This window comes from Ramlibacter albus, from assembly GCF_014297445.1.
GTDB classification, from domain to species: domain Bacteria; phylum Pseudomonadota; class Gammaproteobacteria; order Burkholderiales; family Burkholderiaceae_C; genus Ramlibacter; species Ramlibacter albus.
The window spans coordinates 60,865-82,418 of record NZ_JACORU010000017.1 but is presented as its reverse complement, the minus strand read 5'-3'; the positions used below and the strand labels follow the sequence as shown (position 1 = coordinate 82,418).

Genomic DNA, 21,554 nt, shown 5'->3' with positions numbered 1-21,554 from the left:
CATCCGGCGCCCGTGCCGGCCGCGAGGAGACCGCGATGAACGCACCGACCCCGGTGGGGCAGCTGGGCCCTGCCGCATCGACCTTCGTCACGCATGAAGTGCGCAACCAGGCCGCGCCGGCGCAGGGCTTCAACGCCTTCGCCGGCGACGCGGTCCTGAGGGCGGCGCTCGGACGCGACGCGCCCTGGGCCGAGCCACTTGCAACGCAGCTGGGCGCGCTCGCGGGCGACGCGGGCGTGCAGGAACTCGCGCGCCTGGCCAACCGCCACATACCCGAGCTGAAGACGCACGACCGCTACGGCCACCGCATCGACTGGGTCGAGTTCCACCCCGCATGGCACGAGCTCATGGCCCTGGCATGGAAACACGAAGTGCATTCGCTCGCGTGGAACGCGAGCGGCCCGCACCCGCACGTCGCACGCGCCGTGCAGTCCTACCTGTGGAACCAGGTGGAGCATGGCGTGGGCTGCCCTACCGGCATGGCTTACGCGGCGTACGCGGGCTTCCGTGCGGAACCCGCGCTCGCGATCTGGGCGGAGAAAGTGCGCGGGACCACATATGCATTCAACCGCGACGAAGTCGCGCGCAAGCCCGCGGTCGTCGTGGGCTACGCGATGACGGAGAAGCAGGGCGGCAGCGACCTGCGCGAAACGCAGACCACCGCGACCTTCTCGCACACCGCCGACTACCACGGCGCGACTGCGCACTGGTACGAGCTCACCGGCCACAAGTGGTTCTGCTCGGTGCCGCAGTCCGACGGCTTCTTCACGCTCGCGAAGGTACGTGGCGAGGTCACCTGCTTCTTCCTTCCGCGCACCTTGCCGGACGGCACGTACAACACCTTCCTGATCCAGCGCCTGAAGGACAAGGCCGGCAACCGCTCCAACGCGTCGAGCGAGGTGGAATACAACGGCACTCTCGCGATCCGCGTGGGTGCCGAAGGCGGCGGCATCCGCGAAATCCTCTCGCATGCGCACCTCACGCGGCTGGACTTCGCCGTCGGTTCGGCCGGCCTCATGCGGCAGGCGCTGACGCTCGCGCTCAACCACTGCATGACACGCCAGGGTTTCGGCACGCCGCTCGCGCGCCGGCCGATGCAGGCGAACGTGCTCGCGGACCTGGCCGTGGAAGTGGAAGCCGCGACGCTGCTGGCGCTGCGCGTGGCGCGCGCCACGGACGGGATCGGTACCGATCCGCTCCAGACCGCGTTCGCCCGCGTGGCGACTCCCGCGGCGAAGTTCTTCAACTGCTCGCGCGCACCCGCTGTTGCCTATGAAGCCTTGCAGTGCCATGGCGGCAACGGCTTCATCGAGGAGAACCCGATGGCGCGTGTGTTCCGCGAGTCGCCACTGAACAGCGTGTGGGAAGGGACGGCCAACATGATGTGCATGGACGTACGCCGCGCGATCCAGCGCGACCGCGGCTGCTTCGAAGCCGTCATGGCGGACCTGAAGGAAGTGCGCGGCGCGGACAAGCGCTTCGACGCGTTCGTGGACCAGCTGCCCGACGTGGTCGACGGGTTGCTGGAAGACGAGTTCGCCGGCCGCGCCGCAACCGAAGCACTGGCGCGCGCGATCCAGGGCGCCGAACTGCTGAGGTACGCGCCGTCGCCCGTGGTGGACGCGTTCATGGGCTCGCGCCTCGCGGGGCGTCCGGCGGCCATGTTCGGCGCGCTCGCCCTGCGCCAGCCCCAGGCGGACGCGATCGTCGACCGGGCTGCCGTCACCGGCTGACGCGTTCCCCGGCAGGGAGGCGGGTCATCGCGGTTTGCGATGACTGGCGCCGCATTACCGTAGGAGAATCCGGTTTCGCCATCGCCGTAAGCGATGTCATCCCCCGATGCGCCCCACCGAACGCTCCTTCGCCCGCCGGATCGACCTCACCTCGCTGCAGCTTTTCGTGGCGGTGTGCGAGCTCGGCTCGATCGGCCGTGCGGCGGAGCGGGAGTTCATCGCCGCTTCGGCCGTGAGCAAGCGCCTCTCCGACCTCGAAGCGACGCTCGACACCCCCCTGCTCTATCGCCACACGCGCGGCGTGGACCTCACGCCGGCCGGCGAGAGCCTGCTGCACCACGCACGCTCGGTGCTCGTCTCGCTGGAGAAGATGCAGGCCGAGCTCTCCGAATACGCCGACGGCGTGCGCGGCCACGTGCGCATCCACGCCAACATCTCCGCCATCGTGCAGTTCCTGCCGGAGGACCTCGGCGCCTTCAGCAAGGAACACCCGCAGGTGAAGATCGACCTGGAGGAACACCTCTCCACCGAGATCGTGCGCGCGGTGCAGGAAGGTGCGGCGGACCTTGGCATCTGCAGCACCGCGATGGTGGGCAGCGGGCACGAGCTGCAGACCAGGCCCTATCGCCGCGACGAGCTGGTGCTGATCGTGCCGCGCGGCCATGCGCTGGCGCGCCGCAAGAAGATCGCCTTCGAGGACTCCCTCGACTACGACCACGTGGGCCTGCACTCGAACAGCTCCATCTACCTCGCGATGCGCGAAGCCGCCGCGCAGGCCGGCCGCAACATCCGCTTGCGCATCCACGTGACCGGCCTCGACGCGATGTGCCGCATGATCCACAACGGCCTGGGCGTCGGCGTGATGCCAAAGCGCGCGTTCGAGCTCATGCATGGCGTCGGCGACCTCGAGTCGGTGCGCCTTTCGGACGAATGGGCCGTGCGCAACATCGACCTCGTCGCGCGCGACTTCGCCACGCTGCCCGTCACCGCGCGGCTGCTCGTCGACCACCTGCAGGCGCGTGCCGAAACGCTCGCGGCCGCCGCATAGAATTTCACTCAGGAACCATTGCCATGGGACGCACCCTCTACGACAAGATCTGGGACGAACACGTCGTCCACACCGAGGAAGACGGCACGGCCATCCTCTACATCGACCGCCACCTCGTGCACGAAGTGACGAGCCCGCAGGCGTTCGAAGGCCTGCGCGAAGCGGGCCGCAAGGTCTGGCGCATCAGCTCGGTCGTTGCCACCGCGGACCACAACACGCCCACCACCGGCTGGGAGCGCGGCTACGACGGCATCACGGACCCGATCAGCAAGGAGCAGGTCACCACGCTCGACAAGAACATCGGCGAGTTCGGCGCGGCCGCGTACTTCCCGTTCCTGTCGAAGCGGCAAGGCATCGTGCACGTGATCGGCCCCGAGCAGGGCGCGACGCTACCCGGCATGACGGTCGTTTGCGGCGACTCGCACACGTCCACCCACGGTGCTTTCGGCGCGCTGGCGCACGGCATCGGCACTTCGGAAGTCGAGCACGTCCTCGCGACCCAGACGCTGCTTGCGAAAAAGGCCAAGAACCTGCTCGTCAAGGTCGAGGGCAAGCTCGCCCCCGGCGTGACCGCGAAGGACATCGTGCTTGCGATCATCGGCAAGATCGGCACCGCCGGCGGCACGGGCTACACCATCGAGTTCGGCGGCTCCGCGATCCGCGGCCTCACGATGGAAGGCCGCATGACGGTGTGCAACATGGCGATCGAAGCCGGCGCGCGCGCGGGCCTCGTGGCGGTGGACGAGAAGACCATCGAGTACGTGAAGGGCCGCCCGCTCGCGCCGAAGGGCGTGGAGTGGGACCAGGCCGTCGCCTATTGGCGCACGCTGCAGTCCGACCCGGATGCGAAGTTCGACACCGTCGTCGAACTCGACGCGTCGCAAATCGTCCCGCAAGTCACGTGGGGCACGTCGCCCGAGATGGTGACGGGCATCGACGGCCGCGTGCCGGACCCCGAGAAGGAAAAGGACGCCAGCAAGCGCGGCGCGATCGAGCGCGCGCTCACGTACATGGGCCTGCAGCCTGCGAAGCCGATGGACGACATCTACGTCGACAAGGTGTTCATCGGCTCGTGCACCAACAGCCGCATCGAGGACATGCGCGAAGCCGCTGCGATGGTGAAGAAGCTGGGCCAGAAGGTCGCCAAGAACGTGAAGCTCGCGATGGTGGTGCCGGGCTCGGGCGTGGTGAAGGAGCAGGCCGAGCGCGAAGGCCTGCACGAGATCTTCAAGGCCGCGGGCTTCGAATGGCGCGAGCCGGGCTGCTCGATGTGCCTGGCGATGAACGCCGACCGGCTGGAGCCGGGCGAGCGCTGCGCGTCCACCAGCAACCGCAATTTCGAAGGCCGCCAGGGTGCCGGCGGCCGCACGCACCTCGTGAGCCCCGCGATGGCTGCTGCCGCGGCCGTGCATGGGCACTTTGTCGACGTCCGCAAGTTCGCTTGAAAGGAGAAGCCATGAAGACTCTGATCGCGTTGCTCGCTGCTGCTTTCGTCATGGTTGGGTGCAACACCGTCAAAGGCATGGGCCAGGACATTCAAAAGGCAGGCGGCGCCATCGAAGACGCCGCGAAAAAGAAGTAAATGGACAAGTTCACCGTACACAAGGGCCTTGTCGCCCCCATCGACCGCGAGAACGTCGACACCGACGCCATCATCCCCAAGCAGTTCCTCAAGTCGATCCGCAAGACGGGCTTCGGCCCCAACCTGTTCGACGAGTGGCGCTACCTCGACCCGGGCGAGCCCGGCCAGGACCCCGCTTCGCGCAAGCCCAACCCGGACTTCGTGCTGAACCAGCCGCGCTACAAGGGCGCCACCGTGCTCCTCGCGCGCAAGAACTTCGGCTGCGGCTCCTCGCGCGAGCACGCGCCCTGGGCGCTGCAGCAATACGGCTTCCGCACGATCCTCGCGCCGAGCTTCGCGGACATCTTCTTCAACAACTGCTTCAAGAACGGCCTGCTGCCCATCGTGCTGCCGGAGTCCACCATCTCGAAGCTGTTCGACGAGGTGAACGCCTTCCCCGGCTACGAGCTCACCGTCGACCTGGAGCGCCAGGTGATCGTGAAGCCGGACGGCAGCGAGATCGCCTTCGACGTGCAACCGTTCCGCAAGTACTGCCTCCTCAACGGCTTCGACGACATCGGCCTGACGCTGCGCCAGTCGGACAAGATCAAGGCGTTCGAGGCGCAGCGCCTGGCCACCAAGCCCTGGCTCGCGCACACGCTGCAGGGCTGACGCTTCCCGCCGTGCGAGTGCTGCGCGCCTTCCTGCTGGTGCTCGCCTTCGCGGCGCTGCAGCCGGCGCTCGCGTTCGAGCCGGTTGCCGTCGGCCGGACGCAGGTGCGCTTCGCCACGCTCGACGAGGCTCGCACGGAGCTCGCGCGCGACGACGAGTGGGTTGCCGCGACGAGCGATTTCGAAAGGGCGCTGATCGCGAAGGCCTCGCGCCCGGTCAGCCGCGCCGAATTCCGTGAAGTCATGGCGCGCAACGCCGTCGAGTGGACGAACGAAGACGTGGCTCGCTGGCGCGCGGCAGTCGAAGGCGCGGCGCCGCGGCTCGTCGAGCTGCGCTTGCCGTTGCCGCGGACCGTGACCCTCGTCCTCATCGACGGCACGCAACCCGGCAACGTGCCGCACACGCGCGGCGAGGCGATCTTCATCCCGCGCGGCTTCGCGATGGCGCCCGGCGCCGACGCGGCGGTGATGGCGCACGAGTTCTTCCACGTGTCCTCGCGTGCGAACCCGCGGCTGGCCTCGCGCATCTACGGCCTGTATGGCTTCGAACCTGCCGCACCGCTGCAATGGCCGCACGCATGGCTCGGCCTGAACCTCACCAACCCGGACGCGCCGCAAAACCGCCACGCCCTCACGCTCGAACATGAAGGCCGCACGGTGCGCGTGATGCCCGTGCTGGTCGCGAAGCACACGCAGCCCTCGCCCACCGATTTCATCTTCAGCGTGCTCGACGTGCGCCTGCTCGTCCTCGCACCGCCCGAGCCCGGCGCGCCGAGCCGCGCGCAATTGCAGGGCACGGAGCCACAATGGCTGCCGGCGTACCGCACACCCGCGTACTTCCAGCGCACCGGCGGCAATACGCGCTACCTGCACCACCCCGAAGAGATCGCGGCGGACAATTTCATGCTGCTCGCCAGCGGGCGCCCCGCCCCCAACCCCGGCCTGCTGCGCCAGCTCGAAACACTGCTGCGCGAGGCCGCCAACCAGGAACAGGACAAATGAAGATCGCAGTGCTGCCGGGCGACGGCATCGGTACCGAAATCGTGGCGGAGGCCGTCAAGGTCCTGAACGTGCTGGACCTGAAGTTCGAGATGGAGTCGGCCGACGTCGGCGGCGCCGCGTACGACAAGCACGGCCATCCGCTGCCCGAAGCGACGCTCAAGCTCGCCAGGGAAGCGGACGCGATCCTCTTCGGCGCGGTGGGCGACTGGAAATACGACAAGCTCGATCGCCAGTTCCGCCCCGAGCAGGCCATCCTGGGCCTGCGCAAGAACCTGGGCCTTTTCGCCAACTTCCGACCAGCGATCTGCTACGAGCAGCTCACGCATGCGTCGAGCCTCAAGCCCGAGCTGGTGTCGGGCCTCGACATCCTGATCATCCGCGAGCTCACCGGCGACATCTATTTCGGCCAGCCCCGCGGCCGCCGCAGCGCCCCGGACGGGCACTTCCCTGGGGCCGAGGAAGCCTTCGACACGATGCGCTACACGCGCCCGGAGATCGAGCGCATCGCGCACGTCGCCTTCCAGGCCGCCCGCAAGCGCAACAAGCACGTCACCAGCGTCGACAAGGCCAACGTGCTGGAGACTTTCCAGCTTTGGAAGGACGTGGTCACCGAGGTGGGCCAGCAGTACCCCGACGTGAAGCTGGACCACATGTACGTGGACAACGCCGCGATGCAGCTGGTCAAGCAGCCCAAGTTCTTCGACGTGGTGGTCACCGGCAACATGTTCGGCGACATCCTCTCGGATGAGGCAGCCATGCTCACCGGCTCCATCGGCATGCTGCCCTCGGCCAGCCTCAACGCGGGCAACCAGGGCCTGTACGAACCGTCCCACGGCAGCGCGCCGGACATTGCGGGCAAGGGGGTGGCTAATCCTTTGGCTACAATACTGTCTGCTGCCATGATGCTCCGCTTCTCCCTCAACCAGCCCCAAGCCGCCGACCGGATCGAGTCCGCGGTGAAGTCCGTGCTGGCCCAGGGGCTGCGCACGGCGGACATCTGGTCCGAAGGCACCACGAAGGTCGGCACGCTCGAAATGGGCGACGCCGTCGTGGCCGCGATTACGAAAAAGACGACTACCAAGAGCTAGCAAGCTCCGGTTCGTCATGTGCGCCCTCCCCGGTGTCAGACGAGCCGGGGAACCCAGGACTTCAAACTGAAAGGGCGTTCGCATGAATCTCAAGGCACAACAACCCCTCGTCGGCCTCGTCGGCTGGCGCGGCATGGTCGGCTCGGTCCTCATGGACCGCATGCAGGCCGAAGGCGACTTCGGCCTCATCGAGCCGGTGTTCTTCTCCACGTCCAACGCGGGCGGCAAGGCCCCGGCCCAGGCGAAGAACGAGACCACGCTGAAGGACGCCTTCGACATCGAAGCGCTGAAGAAGTGCGACATCGTCATCACGGCCCAGGGCGGCGACTACACCACCGAGGTGTTCCCCAAGCTGCGCGCGGCCGGATGGACCGGCCACTGGATCGATGCGGCCTCCACGCTGCGCATGAAGGACGACGCGGTCATCATCCTCGACCCCGTCAACATGCCCGTCATCAAGAACGCGCTGCAAAAGGGCGGCCGCAACTGGATCGGCGGCAACTGCACCGTCAGCTGCATGCTGATGGGCGTGGGCGCGCTGTACAAGGCGGGCCTTGTGGAGTGGATGTCGAGCATGACGTACCAGGCGGCCTCGGGCGGCGGCGCGCAGCACATGCGCGAGCTGCTCACGCAGTTCGGCACGCTCAACGCCGAGGTGCGCGCGCTGCTGGACGACCCCAAGTCCGCCATCCTCGAGATCGACCGCAAGATCCTCGCGCGCCAGCAGTCGCTCTCGGGTGACGAGGTCGCCAACTTCGGCGTGCCGCTGGGCGGCTCGCTCATCCCCTGGATCGACAAGGACCTGGGCAACGGCGTCAGCCGCGAGGAGTGGAAGGCCGGCGCCGAAACCAACAAGATCATGGGCAATGCCCAGCCGATCCCGGTGGACGGGTTCTGCGTCCGCGTGGGCACCATGCGCTGCCACAGCCAGGCCCTGACCTTCAAGCTGAAGAAGGACGTGCCGGTCGCCGACATCGAAGCGATGATCGCGGCCGACAACCCGTGGGCCAAGGTCATCCCCAACACGAAGGAGGCGACGCTGGCCGGCCTGACGCCCGTCGCCGTGACCGGCACGCTCGATATCCCGGTCGGCCGCATCCGCAAGCTGGCGATGGGCCCGGAATATGTCGGCGCTTACACGATCGGCGACCAGCTGCTGTGGGGCGCGGCCGAGCCGCTGCGCCGCATGCTGCGCATCCTGCTGGACGCCTAGCGGTGAGGGCCGGGTCCAGGGCGGCTGCAGTTCTGGGCCTTTTCATCACGACGCTGCAGGCGCACGGGCTGGAGCTGGGCGAGGTCCGCGTCCACTCCGCGCTGGGCGCGCCGCTTCGGGCGGAAATCCGCATCGCGGCCGTCACCGCGGCCGAAGCCGCCTCGCTCAAGGTGGCGGTGGCCGGCGTCGAAACCTATATGGCCGCCGGCGTGGACTACAGCCCCTCGCTGGAAGCGGCGCGCGTGGACATCGTCCAGGGGCCCGACGGGCCCGCCCTGCTGCGGATCACGGGCAAGAGCCCGGTGCGCGAGGAGTTCGTGGACCTGCTGATCGAAGCCACCAGTTCCTCGGGCCGATTGCTGCGCGATTACACGCTGCGCATCGGGAAACGATGAATCGCGGCCTTTCCGTTGTCGCATCGCAACGCAGGGCTTGCGGTGCAAAAGGGCCTCGCGGACATTAAGAGGTGTCTCAGCTTGTCAGTCTAAGACATTGATGCTATGGTCCTTTTTCGAATTTAGCCTAGAGGCGACGGGCCGCATGAAGAGAACAAGACTGCCTGTGAAACGAGCAGTGGGGACGCCGAACTGGAGCAAGCCGCAAGGCCGCGTGTCCGCACTGGCACTGGCAGCGGCGGTTGCCCTCGGCGTCATCAGCTCGGACGCGCAGGCCTTGGCACTCGGCCGCGTGACGGTAACGTCCGCGCTGGGGGAGCCCTTGCGCGCCGACGTCGAGATCCCCGAGATCAACGCCGACGAAGTGGCCTCGCTGCGCGCGCAGGTGGCCTCGCCCGACACGTTCCGCGCCGCGGGCCTCGACTACAACCCGGCGCTCGGCAACGTCCGCATCACGCTGCAGCGCCGCCCCGACGGCCGCTATTTCCTGCGGCTGGAAAGCGACCGCGTCGTCAACGACCCCTTCGTCGACCTGATCCTCGAGACCTCGTGGGCGTCCGGCCGCATCGTGCGCGACTACACGATGCTGTTCGACCCGCCGACCGCGCGCGCCCCCGCGCCGCCGGTTGCGGCGCAGACGTCCCCGGTGCCCACGCCCTCGATCAGCCAGCGGGTCGTGCCGCCCGCCGCGGGCACGCGGCCCGCGCCGGGCACCCGGCCCGCACCGGGTACGCGCGCGCCCTCCACGGCACGCGCACCTGCACCCGCAGGTGCGCCCGCACCCGCACCCAGCGGCGACGGCAAGCAGGTGACCGTGCAGGCCGGCGAAACGGCCGGCAAGATAGCCGCCGCCAACAAGCCCGCCACGGTTTCGCTCGACCAGATGCTGGTGGCGATGCTGCGCGCCAACCCGGACGCATTCATCGGCGGCAACATCAACCGCCTGCGCGCCGGCACGGTGCTGCAGGTGCCGAGCGGCGAAGAGGCGGCGATGGTGCCGCACGAGGACGCGAAGCAGACGCTCGTCGCGCAAAGTCGCGACTTCAATGAATTCCGTCGCCGCGTCGCCGAGGGCGTGGCCACCACCGTCCCCAAGGGCTCGGACCGCGTCGCCACCGGCCGCGTCACGGCCAAGGTCGAGGACAAGAAACCCGGTGCCGGTTCGCCCGACAAGCTGCAGCTGTCGAAGGGCGCCGTGGCCGCGAAGGGCGCCGCGAGCGCCGACCAGATCGCCCGCCAGCGCGCGCAGCAGGACGCCGCCACGCGCGTGGCCGAACTCAATCGCAACCTCACCGAGCTGGGCAAGCTCGCGCCTGGCGTTGCCGCAAGCGGCGCCCGGCCTGGCGTGCCTGTGGCCGGTGCGCCGGCCGCGAGTGCGGCGCGCCCTGCTTCGGCGCCGGCCGCTGCCGCATCGGCGGGCCGACCCGCTTCTGCGGCCGTGCCAGCTGCTGCAGCCGCATCCGCGCGGCCCGCATCCGCCGCGACGCCCGCAACTGCCGCCGCTGCACCCGCCGCCGCCGCATCGAAACCCGCTTCGGCCGCTGCGCCGGCTGCGGCAGCTGCTGCGTCGAAGGCTGCGTCCGCACCTTCGCCTGCCGCGACGCCTGCAGCCGCTGCACCGGCCTCGGCCGCGAAGCCGGCGTCCGCAGCGGCGACGCCGGCTCCGGCACCTGCCACGGCCACGGCGCCTGCTGCGTCCGGTTCCGCGGCCGCGCCCGTCGCCGGTCCCGCAGGTACAGGCGCTCCCGGCGCAGCACCTGCCGGCACCGGTAGCCCGGCTGCCTCCGCTGCCGCGCCCGCGCCTGCGGCCGCCGCCGCGCCCAAGCCCAAGGCACCGCCGCCGCCTCCGCCGCCCGAACCCAGCCTGATGGACGAGCTGATGGAGAACCCGCTCATCCCGGGTGTCGTTCTCGCCGCCCTCGCGCTGCTGGCCGGCTTCGGCGTCTACCGCGTGCGCCAGAAGCGCAAGGCCACGCAGGTCGACAGCTCCTTCCTCGAAAGCCGCCTGCAGCCGGACTCGTTCTTCGGCGCCAGCGGCGGCCAGCGCATCGACACGGCGGAGAGCAGCGCCGCCACCGGTTCGTCGATGGTGTACTCGCCGAGCCAGCTCGATGCCGCCGGCGACGTGGACCCGGTGGCCGAAGCCGACGTCTACCTCGCCTACGGCCGCGACCTGCAGGCCGAGGAGATCCTCAAGGAAGCGCTGCGCACCAACCCGCAGCGCGTGGCCATCCACGCCAAGCTGCTGGAGATCTACGCGAAGCGCCGCGACGCCAAGGCCTTCGAAGTCGTGGCCACCGAGGCCTACAACCTCACGCACGGCCAGGGGCCGGAGTGGGAGCACATCTGCGAGCTCGGCCGCGACCTCGACCCGGCCAACCCGATGTACCGCCCGGGCGGGCAGCCCGGCGAAAGCGCGATGGCGGCCGCGGCCGCGGCGCACGCGGCCACGGGCTCGTTCGGCACCACGTCGATCACGCCGGCCGTGCAGCCCGTCGCAGCGCCCGCTGCGGACGCCGGCGGCGGCGATGTCGACCTCGACCTCGACCTCGACTTCTCGCTCGGCGACGAGCCCGAGGCGCCGGCTGCTGCCGCGCCCACGCCGGCCGGTACCCAGGCGCCCGCCAGCGAGCGCACGGTTGCCTTCGACGTCACCGGCTCGCCCCCGCCGCTGGACATGGATTTCGGCAGTGAAAAGACGCAGGCCGTCGCAGCAGCCGAGCCCGCGCCCGCCGCGCTCGAGTTGCCCGCCGTGTCGGAGCCCGAAGCCGTGCGCCTGGACGCGCCCGACCTCACGCTCAACGAGAACAGCCTGAGCTTCACGCCGGAGCCCCTGCCCGCCCCGCCCCCGCCGCCTGCCGCGCCTGTGGCGGCGCCCGTGGCGGCGGCACCCGCGGCCGAGGCCAAGGACCCGGGCATGATCGAGTTCGACCTCGGCGCGCTTTCGCTCGACCTGCCCGGCAGCCCGGCACCCGCGCCCGCGGCCAAGGCACCAGCCGCCCCGGTGGCCGAGCCGGCGATGCCGACGCTTTCGCTCGACGCCGGGGACAGCACCGGCCCGGTCAGCCTGGGCGCCAGCGAAGACGGTGCCGACCCGCTCGCCACCAAGCTGGCGCTGGCCGAGGAGTTCAACGCCATCGGCGACGCCGACGGTGCGCGCAGCCTCGCCGAGGAAGTGCTGGCCGAGGCGAAGGGCGACCTCAAGTCGCGCGCGCAGAAGCTGCTCGCCGAAATCGGTTAACGCGAGGCGTCACGGAGAAGCGCCATGCGCATGGCGCTCGGCATCAGCTACAACGGACAAGGCTACGATGGCTGGCAGAGCCAGCCGTCGGGCAATACCGTGCAGGACAAGCTGGAAGGGGCGCTCGCGCAGTTCTCTGCGCAGCTGGATCCAGTCACGACGCTCTGCGCGGGCCGCACCGATGCCGGCGTGCACGGCCTCAACCAGGTGGTGCACTTCGACACCGACCTCCAACGCGAAGCGTTCTCCTGGGTGCGCGGCACCAACACCTTCCTGCCGCCGGACATTGCCGTGCAGTGGGCACGCGCGGTGCCGGACGAATTCCACTCGCGCGCAAGCGCCATCGCGCGGCGCTACGCGTACGTGCTGCTCGAAAGCCCCGTGAGGCCCAGCGTGGAGCATGGCCGCGCGGGCTGGGTTTTCCGCCCCCTCGACGCCGATGCCATGCGCGCGGCCGTGCAGCACCTGCTGGGCGAGCACGACTTCACGTCGTTCCGCGCGTCGTCGTGCCAGGCGAAGACACCGGTGAAGACCATGACCCGCATCGAAATCGCGCGCCGCGGCCCCTATTGGCGCTTCGAGTTCGAGGCCAATGCCTTCCTGCACCACATGATCCGCAACATCATGGGCTGCCTCGTCGCCGTCGGGCAGGGGCTGCATGAGCCGGACTGGATGGCGGCTGTGCGCGACGCACGCAGTCGCGACGCCGCCGCGCCGACGTTCTCGCCGGATGGGCTTTATTTCGTCGGGCCGGTGTACGACGCCAGGTGGAACCTGCCGGCCGAAACGCCTCTCTATCATTGGCTGCCATGACCAACCCGCTGGACCACCGCACCCGCATCAAGATCTGCGGCCTGACGCGCGAGCAGGACGTGGATGCGGCAGTGGCCGCCGGTGCGGACGCGGTGGGTTTCGTGCAGTACGACAAGAGCCCGCGCTACGTCAGCGCGCAACGCGCCGGTGAGCTTGCCCGCCGCCTGCCGCCCTTCGTGACGCCCGTGCTGCTGTTCGTCAACGCGGGCGTCGATGCGGTTCAGGCCGCGTGCAACGAAGTCCCCGCCGCGATGCTGCAGTTCCACGGCGACGAGACCGTGCAGGAATGCATCGATGCGGCCCGCGGCCGCCCCTACATGCGCGCGGCCCGCATCCCGCTGGATGGGGCCGGGTTCGACTTGGTAAAATTCGCCACCGACTATTCTCACGCCCAGGCCATCCTCGTCGACGCGCATGTCGAAGGCTATGGCGGCGGCGGCAAGGCATTCGATTGGTCACTCCTTCCAACAAGCGTCGACAGTCACCTCGTTTTGAGTGGTGGGTTGACGCCTGCAAACGTGACCGATGGCATCGTGCAGGTGCGCCCGCGTTGCAGGACGCTGGCGGTTGACGTGAGTAGCGGCGTCGAGGCCTCCAAGGGCATCAAGGACGCCGCAAAGATCAACCAGTTCGTCGCGGCCGTGCGCGCCGCCGACGCACTCCTTGCAAGGTCCACGAATGCCCTCCTATCAGCAACCTGACCCGACAGGCCACTTCGGGAAATACGGCGGCAGCTTCGTGAGCGAGACGCTCACGCACGCCATCGAAGAGCTGCGGCTCGCCTACGCGAAATACCAGCACGACCCGGAGTTCAAGCGCGAGTTCGCGTACGAGCTCAAGCACTTCGTCGGCCGCCCCTCGCCGGTCTACCACGCCGAGCGCATGAGCCGCGAACAGGGCGGCGCGCAGATCTACCTCAAGCGCGAGGACCTCAACCACACCGGCGCGCACAAGATCAACAACGTGATCGGCCAGGCGATGCTCGCGCGCCGCATGGGCAAGCCGCGCGTGATCGCGGAGACCGGCGCGGGCCAGCACGGCGTCGCGACGGCGACGATCTGTGCGCGCTACGGCCTCGAATGCGTGGTGTACATGGGCAGCGAGGACGTCAAGCGCCAGAGCCCCAACGTCTACCGCATGAACCTGCTGGGCGCCACCGTCGTGCCGGTGGAGTCCGGCAGCAAGACGCTGAAGGACGCGCTGAATGAGGCGATGCGCGACTGGGTGACCAACGTGGAGAACACGTTCTACATCATCGGCACCGTCGCGGGCCCGCACCCCTACCCGATGATGGTGCGCGACTTCCAGAGCGTGATCGGCAACGAGAGCATCGAGCAGATGCAGGAGATGGCCGGCTCGCAACCCGACGCGGTGATCGCGTGCGTGGGCGGCGGCAGCAACGCGATGGGTATCTTCTACCCGTACATCCCGTACGAGAACACGCGCCTGATCGGCGTGGAAGCCGCGGGTGAAGGCCTCGACACGCTCAAGCACGCGGCGTCGCTGCAGCGCGGCAGCCCCGGCGTGCTGCACGGCAACCGCACCTACATCCTGCAGGACGCGAACGGCCAGATCACCGAGACGCACAGCGTGAGCGCGGGGCTCGACTACCCCGGCGTCGGGCCTGAGCATGCGTGGCTGAAGGACACGAAGCGTGCGGAGTACGTCGGCATCAAGGACAAGGAAGCGCTCGAAGCCTTCCACTACCTGTGCCGCACCGAAGGCATCATCCCCGCGCTGGAATCGAGCCATGCGATCGCGTATGCGATGAAGCTCGCGAAGACGATGCGGCCCGACCAGAAGATCCTGGTGAACCTCTCCGGCCGTGGCGACAAGGACATCGGCACCGTGGCGGACCTTTCGGGCGTCGACTTCTACGACAGGCCCTCGATGCGCGGCCTCACGCTCAAGGGGCAGCCGAAATGAGCCGCATCGACCCCACCTTCGCGCAACTGAAGGCGCAGGGCCGCAAGGCCCTCATCCCGTACATCACCGCGGGTTTCCCGTTCGCGGACATCACGCCCACGCTGATGCACGCCATGGTCGAAGCGGGCTCGGACGTGATCGAGCTGGGCGTTCCCTTCTCCGACCCGATGGCCGATGGACCCGTCATCCAGCGTGCGGGCGAGAAGGCGTTGGCCCTCGGCATCGGCACGGTGCAGGTGCTGGACATGGTCCGCGAGTTCCGCCAGCGCGACGACAAGACGCCCGTCGTGCTGATGGGCTATGCGAACCCCGTTGAGCGTTACGACCTCGAACGTGGCGAAGGCGCGTTCGTTCGCGACGCCGCAGAGGCCGGCGTGGACGGCGTGCTCATCGTGGACTACCCGCCCGAGGAGTGCGAAGCCTTCGCCGCCGAGCTGCGCAAGCACGGCATGGACCTGATCTTCCTGCTCGCGCCGACGAGCACCGAGAAGCGCATGCAGCAGGTCGCGCGCATCGCGAGCGGCTACGTCTACTACGTCTCGCTCAAGGGTGTCACCGGCGCCGGCAACCTCGACACGCAAGCCGTCGGTGAAGCTCTGCCGCGCATCCGCCAGCATGTCAAAGTGCCCGTCGGCGTGGGCTTCGGCATCCGCGACGCGCAATCGGCCCGGGCCATCGGCAAGGTGGCCGACGCGGTGGTGATCGGCTCCAAGGTCATCCAGGTGGCCGAGGAGCAGCCGCGCGGAAATGCCGCCGCCGCGTTGGGCGCTTTCCTGCGGGAGATCCGCTCGGCACTGGACGATAATCACTGATTCCCGCCAAGGAGCCCCGATGAGCTGGCTTGAGAAACTGCTCCCGCCGAAGATCCAGCAGACCGACCCCAACGAGCGCCGCAGCGTGCCCGAGGGCCTGTGGGTCAAATGCCCGAGCTGCGAGACGGTGCTGTACAAGACCGACCTCGAAGGCAACCAGAACGTGTGCCCGAGCTGCGGCCACCACCACCGCATCGGCGCGCGCGCGCGCCTCGACGCGTTCCTCGATCCCGAAGGCCGCTACGAGATCGGCCAGGAGGTGGTGCCGGTCGACCCGCTGAAGTTCAAGGACAGCCGCAAGTACCCCGAGCGCCTGAAAGAGGCGATGGAGAACACCGGCGAGACCGACGCGCTGGTGGTGATGGGCGGCGCGGTGCACAGCATCAGCCTCGTGGCCGCTGCCTTCGAGTTCGACTTCATGGGCGGCTCGATGGGCAGCGTGGTGGGCGAGCGCTTCGTGCGCGGCGTCGAGACGGCGATCGAACAGAAGGTACCGTTCCTCTGCTTCACCGCCACCGGCGGCGCGCGCATGCAGGAGGGCCTGCTGTCGCTGATGCAGATGGCGAAGACCAATGCCTCGCTCACGCGCCTGGCGAAGAAGGGCCTTCCCTACATCAGCGTGCTCACGGACCCCACCATGGGCGGCGTGAGCGCGGGCTTTGCGTTCGTTGGCGATGTGGTGATCGCGGAGCCGAAGGCCCTCATCGGCTTCGCGGGCCCGCGCGTGATCGAGTCCACCGTGCGCGTGACCTTGCCCGAGGGCTTCCAGCGCGCCGAGTTCCTGCAGCAGAAGGGCGCCGTGGATTTCATCTGCGACCGCCGCGAGCTGCGCAAGACGGTGGCGAACGTGCTGGCCATGCTGCAACGCCAGGCAGCTGACGCGGTCAGCTGATACGCACCACCGAGCGCTGCACCTCCTGCAGCACGAACGACGCGATCTGCAGCAGCACCAGCAGCACCAGCGGCGACAAATCGATCCCGCCCACCAGCGGGATCAGCTTGCGGAAAGGCCGCAGCAGCGGCGCGCAGAGCCGGTCGATCACGTCCACGATGGGCGAATCCGCGCGCACCCACGACAGGATGGCGTAGACCAGCACCAGGCCCATCAGGCCGGAGATGACGAGGCGCAGCAGCGCGAAGATCGCCAGCACCGGCACCACCGCCGGCGAGACGCCGCGCAGGATGAGGAGCCAGACGATGGCGTACTGCACCAGCGTCACCAGGTACGCCGCGACGATGCTGGCGGTGTCCACCTTGCCGACGGGCGGCAGCACCCGGCGCAGCGGCAGCACGAGCCAGTCAGTGAGCGCAAACACGAAGCGGCCCACCGGGTTGCCGAACGGAATCCTTTGGTACTGCATGTACATGCGCAGCAGGCACGCGCCTCCGAGGAGGCCGGCGGCCACTTCGAGCAGGAAGGAAATGATTTGGTAGAGCATCGGTGCGCGGTCGGCTTGGCCGTGGGATGATACGGCTTCGAATCCCCCGCTACCCGTGGCCGCCGCCCTCACCCTGCAGTCCCTCCCGCTGTTCCCCCTCGGCACAGTCCTGTTCCCCGGTGGCGTGCTGCCGCTGCGCATCTTCGAGGTGCGCTACCTCGACATGATCGCCAAGTGCCACAAGGCCGGCGCGCCCTTCGGCGTGGTGTCGCTCACGCAGGGCAGCGAAGTGCGCCAGCCGGGCCAGAAAGAGGCGTTCTCCACGGTCGGCACGCTGGCTACCATCGCCCAGTTCGAGTCGCCGCGTCCTGGCCTGCTGCTGATCCGCGCGAACGGCGCGCAGCGCTTTCGCATCACGTCGAGCGACCAGCTCAAGCACGGGCTTTGGGTGGCCGACGTCGAGCGCATGGACGCCGACATGGAAGTCGCCATTCCCGAGGACCTCAAGGGCACCGCGGATGCGCTGGCCAAGCTGATCCAGTCGCTGCAGCAGCGCGCGCCCGAAGGCGAGCCGCTGCCGATCGAGGGGCCGCTGCGCCTCGACGACTGCGGCTGGGTGGCGAACCGCTGGTGCGAGCTGCTGCCGCTGCCGGTCCAGCTCAAGCAGCGCCTGATGGAGCTGGAGAACCCGCTCGTACGCCTCGAGTTGGTGAGCGACGTGCTCACCCGCACCGGCATCACAAACTAGGTCAGGCCTCGTTGCGAGGCATGTACTCCGGCACCGCCGCCTTCAGCCATTCGCGCAGGAAAGTACCCGTCGGCGCGGCGCCGGCGAGCTCGACCCACTTCACGATCGTCTCGATGTCCGGCAACGGGCTCGACGCCTTGGAGATGCGCAGCTTGGGGTGCGGCGTCGGCTCCGTCGTCTCGTCGTCCGCGAGCAGCTCCTCGTAGAGCTTCTCGCCCGGGCGCAGGCCCGAATAAGTGATCGGGATCTCCTGCTCGGTGTGCCCCGACAGGCGAATGAGCATGCGCGCGAGCTCGACGATCTTCACCGGCTCGCCCATCTCCAGCACGAAGATCTGGCCCGAGCGCCCCATCAAGCCCGCCTGCAGCACGAGCTGCGCGGCCTCCGGGATCGTCATGAAGTAGCGCACGATCTCCGGGTGCGTCACGGTGACCGGGCCGCCGCGCGCGATCTGCTGCGTGAAGAGCGGCACCACCGAGCCGCTGGAGCCCAGCACGTTGCCGAAGCGGACGGACACGTACTGCGTCTGCAGGTGCTCCGCCGCCACGGCCTGCACGACCAGCTCGGCGAGGCGCTTGCTCGCGCCCATCACGTTGGTGGGGTTCACCGCCTTGTCGGTGGAGATCATCACGAACCGTTTCGCGCCGCACTCGCCCGCCGCGCGCGCGGCGTTGAGCGTGCCGATGACGTTGGTGCGCACGGCCTCGATCTCGTTGTGCTGCTCCATCAGCGGCACGTGCTTGTACGCCGCCGCATGCAGCACAACGGCCGGTTGATGCCGCGCGAAGATCGCGCGCAGCCGCTCGGCCTCGCGCACGTTGGCGGTGTAGTACACGCCCTGCATCTGCGGATGCGTCTCGCGCAGCTCCTGCTCCAGCTGGTAGATCGCGTACTCCGACACGTCGATGCATACGAGCCGGCCCACGCCCAGGCGCGCGATCTGGCGGCACAGCTCGGAGCCGATGGAGCCGCCGGCTCCGGTCACCAGCGCCGTCTGGCCGGAGAAGAGATCGGCGAGGCCTTCCACATCGAGCTGCACCGGCGCACGGCCCAGCAGGTCCTCCAGCTCGATCTTGCGCGGGCCCGTGCTCTCCGCCTTGAGCCACTGGTCCGCGCGCGGCAGCGTGAGCAGCGTGATGCCGGTATCGGCCGCGAGCAGCAGCGCCTCACGACGCTCCTCGCTGCCGGCAGGGCTGGCCACCAGCGCGGCTTCAGCGCCGATGCGGTCGCACACCTCGGCCAGCGCGCTCACGCGGCCGAGCACGCGCACGTTCTGCAGCGAGCGGCCCACCTCTTCGGCGAGCGGCGACACGATGCCCACGGCTTGCCAGTCGCGGGAGCCCTTCAGCGCGCGCAGCGCATCGGAAGCGTCCTGCAGCGAGCCGACGACCACGATGGCCTTGCCGGACTCCGACAACCGCCGGTGCTCTGCCAGCGTGCGCCACGCGGCGCGCGCCGCACCGAGCAGCACGAGCACCAGCAGCGGGTGCAGCACCAGCACCGACCGCGGGAAGAACGGCAGGCGCAGCATCAGCACCGCCGCGGTCGTCACCACCGCACCGAACGCGACGCCGAGCGTCAGCTCCCGCATCTCCGGCAGGCCGATGAAGCTCCAGACGTGCCGGTAGATGCCGGCCCAGACCAGTCCGGCGGCATAGCCGGCGAGCGGCCACAGCATGGCCTTGACGGCGAGGTCCTCGTACTCGTCCGGGATGTCGAGGTTGAAGCGCAGCCAGAACGCGATCCACCACGCCGCCAGCACGAGGGCGAGGTCGAGGGTGAGGACCGGCAGCGCGTGCCGGACGCGCCTCACTCGGGCGCCTTCGCCGGCTCGAGCGCGCGGCGCAGGTGGTCGATCACGCGCGCGAGCTGTTCGTCGGACATGTTGGAGCCCGAGGGCAGGCAGACGCCGGACTCGAAGAGGCGGCCCGCCACGTCCTCGCCATCGCGGTGCGCGAAATACGCCGCGCGCGCAAAGAGCGGCTGCAGGTGCATCGGCTTCCACACCGGCCGCGCCTCGATGGAGTGGCGCTCCAGCGCGCGCATCACGCCGTCGCGCCGCGCGGCCGCGTTGCCACCCTCGAAGGTAAAGCACGTGAGCCATCGCGTCGAGCGCGAGCCGGCCGGCTCGGGCATCCACGCCAGCGGCAGGCCGGCGAGCTCGCGGCGGTACGTCTCGAAGACGTGGCGGCGCCGCTCCACGCGCTGGTCCAGCACGCGCAGCTGGCCGCGGCCGATGCCGGCCAGCACGTTGCTCATGCGGTAGTTGAAGCCGACCTCGGTGTGCTCGTAGTGGGCCGCGGGTTCGCGCGCCTGCGTCGAGAGCTTGCGCGCTCGCGCGACGAGGTCCCCGTCGTCGGCCACGAGCATGCCGCCACCGGACGTGGTGATGATCTTGTTGCCGTTGAAGGAGAAGATGGCCACGCGCCCGAAGCTGCCGCTCGCGCGGCCCTTGTAGCGCGCGCCCAGCGACTCGGCGGCGTCCTCCAGCACGGGCACGCCGTAGCGCTCGCACAGCGGCAGCAGCGCGTCCATGTCGGCGCTCTGGCCATAGAGGTTCACCAGGATCACGCAGCGCGGCAGGCGGTTCTCGCGCTTCGCCCATTCGAAGGCGCGCTCCAGCGCCTGCGGCGACATGTTCCAGCTGCCCGGTTCGGAGTCGATGAACACGGGCTTCGCGCCGCAATAGAGGATGGGGTTGCAGCTGCCCACGAAGGTGAGCGAGGAGCAGAACACCGTGTCCCCCGGCTTCACGCCCAGCAGCAGCAATGCGAGATGGATGGCCGCGGTGCCGGAGCTCAATGCCGCGGCGTGCTGCACGCCGACATACGCGGCGACCTCGCGCTCGAAGCCGTCGACGTGCGGGCCGAGCGGCGCGATCCAGTTGCTGCGGAAGGCATCCTCGACGAACGCGGTCTCTTCGTCGCCCAGGTGCGGGGACGACAGCCAGATGCGCTGCGAGAGCTCGCGGCGGTGGACGATGTCGACGGGGCGGCCGGCCTTGTCGACGACGGGCACGTGGTCGATCTCGTGCTTGTCCAGCAGCGCCACCGCTGCGGGAAGGCCTGCTTCCTCGCCGATCGTGATGGGCGGCTTTTCGGGCAGCTGCGCGACCGGCGTGGTCTCGGCGACGTGCACGAGCGCGGCGCGGCGCAAGTCGCCGTCGGTGAGCGTGCGGCGCAGGCGCCCGTCCTCGTGCGTCACGAGCAGGATGCCCTTGGCCGTGCGGTCCAGCAGCTGCAGCGCGTCGTGCACCGTGATCGTCGCGGGCACGCACAGCGCGCGGAATTCGTTGCCGGTCACTTGAGCCTCCTGGCGGGCACGCCGGCGTACACACCCGGTTCGGTGATCGACGCGATGACGACGGCGCCTGCGCCGACCACGACGTCGTCGCAGACGGAGAGGCCGGGCAGGACGCGCGCGCCGCTGCCCAGGAACACGCGAGCGCCGATGCGGACCGCCCCGCTCAGGCTCGCCTGGGGGGCAATGTGCGTGTAGTCGCCGACGACGCAATCGTGGTCGATGACCGCGCCGTGGTTGACGATGGTGGAGACACCGACCTTCGCGCGCGGCGCAACGACGGCTTGCGCGGCGACGAAAGTGCCGGCGCCGATTTCGGCAAACGGCGACACCGTGGCTGCCGGGTGGATGACCGCGGCGAGACGCTGCGCGCCGATCGCGTGGGTTTCGTGCTCACGCGCGCGCGCGCTGCCGACGGCGACGTGGAACACCGCATCGCGCAGCGCCACCGCCGGCTCATAGCCCTGCAGCGCCACGCCCGGCAGCAGCTCGCCGGCACACCGGGCCGGGTCGCCGTCGGTAGCGGCAACACGAGTCCAGCCGCCCTGGGCGAGCGCGGCATCGGCCACGACGCGCCCATGGCCGCCGGCGCCGACGATGACGAGGATGTTCTTCGCGTCCAAA

20 protein-coding genes are annotated in these 21,554 nt (G+C 69.2%); 16 read left to right on the top strand and 4 right to left on the bottom strand.

Going from position 1 to position 21,554, the window contains the following annotated elements:
• The first annotated feature begins 35 nt into the window (after positions 1 to 35).
• The 15 genes from H8R02_RS28405 to accD all read left to right on the top strand — a co-directional run bounded on the left by H8R02_RS28405 (position 36) and on the right by accD (position 16,395).
• Positions 36 to 1,733 (top strand): acyl-CoA dehydrogenase family protein, encoded by a 1,698-nt coding sequence (locus H8R02_RS28405; protein WP_187085144.1) that lies wholly within the window; start codon positions 36 to 38, stop codon positions 1,731 to 1,733.
• Between the two features lie 106 nt (positions 1,734 to 1,839).
• The gene (locus H8R02_RS28400) at positions 1,840 to 2,781 is read left to right on the top strand and encodes a LysR family transcriptional regulator (protein WP_187085142.1); all 942 of its coding nucleotides are present in this window, start codon (positions 1,840 to 1,842) and stop codon (positions 2,779 to 2,781) included.
• Between the two features lie 23 nt (positions 2,782 to 2,804).
• Entirely contained in the window at positions 2,805 to 4,226 is a 1,422-nt protein-coding gene (gene leuC / locus H8R02_RS28395) for a 3-isopropylmalate dehydratase large subunit (RefSeq protein ID WP_187085140.1), read from the top strand.
• Positions 4,227 to 4,237: 11 nt separating this feature from the next.
• The gene (locus tag H8R02_RS28390; RefSeq protein WP_187085138.1) at positions 4,238 to 4,363 is read left to right on the top strand and encodes an entericidin A/B family lipoprotein; all 126 of its coding nucleotides are present in this window, start codon (positions 4,238 to 4,240) and stop codon (positions 4,361 to 4,363) included.
• Complete coding sequence (gene leuD / locus H8R02_RS28385; protein WP_187085136.1) at positions 4,364 to 5,014, top strand: 3-isopropylmalate dehydratase small subunit; 651 nt, start codon at positions 4,364 to 4,366, stop codon at positions 5,012 to 5,014.
• A gap of 11 nt (positions 5,015 to 5,025) precedes the next feature.
• Positions 5,026 to 6,015, top strand: coding sequence for a hypothetical protein (locus H8R02_RS28380; RefSeq protein ID WP_187085134.1), 990 nt, complete (start codon positions 5,026 to 5,028; stop codon positions 6,013 to 6,015).
• Positions 6,012 to 7,103, top strand: a complete 1,092-nt coding sequence (leuB, locus tag H8R02_RS28375) for a 3-isopropylmalate dehydrogenase (RefSeq protein ID WP_187085132.1) — start codon at positions 6,012 to 6,014, stop codon at positions 7,101 to 7,103. The genes H8R02_RS28380 and leuB overlap by 4 nt, the downstream gene beginning before the upstream one ends.
• Before the next feature lie 82 nt (positions 7,104 to 7,185).
• The gene (gene asd, locus H8R02_RS28370) at positions 7,186 to 8,316 is read left to right on the top strand and encodes an aspartate-semialdehyde dehydrogenase (protein WP_187085130.1); all 1,131 of its coding nucleotides are present in this window, start codon (positions 7,186 to 7,188) and stop codon (positions 8,314 to 8,316) included.
• A gap of 2 nt (positions 8,317 to 8,318) precedes the next feature.
• Positions 8,319 to 8,711, top strand: a complete 393-nt coding sequence (locus H8R02_RS28365) for a type IV pilus assembly protein FimV (protein WP_187085128.1) — start codon at positions 8,319 to 8,321, stop codon at positions 8,709 to 8,711.
• Between the two features lie 166 nt (positions 8,712 to 8,877).
• Complete coding sequence (locus tag H8R02_RS28360; RefSeq protein WP_354004990.1) at positions 8,878 to 11,952, top strand: motility hub landmark protein FimV; 3,075 nt, start codon at positions 8,878 to 8,880, stop codon at positions 11,950 to 11,952.
• A 24-nt stretch (positions 11,953 to 11,976) separates the two neighbouring features.
• Positions 11,977 to 12,765: a tRNA pseudouridine(38-40) synthase TruA gene (gene truA / locus H8R02_RS28355; protein WP_187085125.1), complete on the top strand. Its 789-nt coding sequence runs from the start codon at positions 11,977 to 11,979 to the stop codon at positions 12,763 to 12,765.
• Positions 12,762 to 13,466, top strand: a complete 705-nt coding sequence (locus tag H8R02_RS28350) for a phosphoribosylanthranilate isomerase (RefSeq protein WP_187085123.1) — start codon at positions 12,762 to 12,764, stop codon at positions 13,464 to 13,466. The genes truA and H8R02_RS28350 overlap by 4 nt, the downstream gene beginning before the upstream one ends.
• A complete protein-coding gene (gene trpB, locus H8R02_RS28345; protein ID WP_187085121.1) occupies positions 13,444 to 14,691 on the top strand; it encodes a tryptophan synthase subunit beta in 1,248 nt (415 codons plus the stop codon). The genes H8R02_RS28350 and trpB overlap by 23 nt, the downstream gene beginning before the upstream one ends.
• On the top strand, positions 14,688 to 15,503 hold the full coding sequence (trpA, locus tag H8R02_RS28340; RefSeq protein ID WP_187085119.1) for a tryptophan synthase subunit alpha: 816 nt from the start codon (positions 14,688 to 14,690) through the stop codon (positions 15,501 to 15,503). The genes trpB and trpA overlap by 4 nt, the downstream gene beginning before the upstream one ends.
• A gap of 19 nt (positions 15,504 to 15,522) precedes the next feature.
• Positions 15,523 to 16,395 carry an acetyl-CoA carboxylase, carboxyltransferase subunit beta gene (accD, locus tag H8R02_RS28335; RefSeq protein WP_187085118.1) on the top strand — a complete coding sequence of 291 codons (873 nt, stop codon included), beginning with the start codon at positions 15,523 to 15,525 and terminating at the stop codon, positions 16,393 to 16,395.
• Here accD and H8R02_RS28330 read toward each other — a convergent pair.
• On the bottom strand, positions 16,388 to 16,942 hold the full coding sequence (locus H8R02_RS28330; RefSeq protein WP_187085116.1) for a YggT family protein: 555 nt from the start codon (positions 16,940 to 16,942) through the stop codon (positions 16,388 to 16,390). The genes accD and H8R02_RS28330 overlap by 8 nt on opposite strands.
• Positions 16,943 to 16,997: 55 nt before the next feature.
• Here H8R02_RS28330 and H8R02_RS28325 point away from each other — a divergent pair, with 55 nt between their 5' ends.
• On the top strand, positions 16,998 to 17,630 hold the full coding sequence (locus H8R02_RS28325) for an LON peptidase substrate-binding domain-containing protein (protein ID WP_187085114.1): 633 nt from the start codon (positions 16,998 to 17,000) through the stop codon (positions 17,628 to 17,630).
• Between the two features lies 1 nt (position 17,631).
• On the opposite strand, the gene H8R02_RS28320 is transcribed toward H8R02_RS28325, so the two are convergent.
• From H8R02_RS28320 to H8R02_RS28310, 3 genes are read right to left on the bottom strand one after another with little or no spacing between them, the layout of a single operon-like run.
• Positions 17,632 to 19,443: a polysaccharide biosynthesis protein gene (locus H8R02_RS28320; RefSeq protein ID WP_187085112.1), complete on the bottom strand. Its 1,812-nt coding sequence runs from the start codon at positions 19,441 to 19,443 to the stop codon at positions 17,632 to 17,634.
• A complete protein-coding gene (locus H8R02_RS28315; RefSeq protein ID WP_187085110.1) occupies positions 19,440 to 20,933 on the bottom strand; it encodes an aminotransferase class I/II-fold pyridoxal phosphate-dependent enzyme in 1,494 nt (497 codons plus the stop codon). The genes H8R02_RS28320 and H8R02_RS28315 overlap by 4 nt, the downstream gene beginning before the upstream one ends.
• Positions 20,930 to 21,553 carry a NeuD/PglB/VioB family sugar acetyltransferase gene (locus H8R02_RS28310; RefSeq protein WP_187085108.1) on the bottom strand — a complete coding sequence of 208 codons (624 nt, stop codon included), beginning with the start codon at positions 21,551 to 21,553 and terminating at the stop codon, positions 20,930 to 20,932. Before H8R02_RS28310 ends, H8R02_RS28315 begins: the two co-directional genes overlap by 4 nt.
• Position 21,554 lies beyond the last annotated feature (1 nt).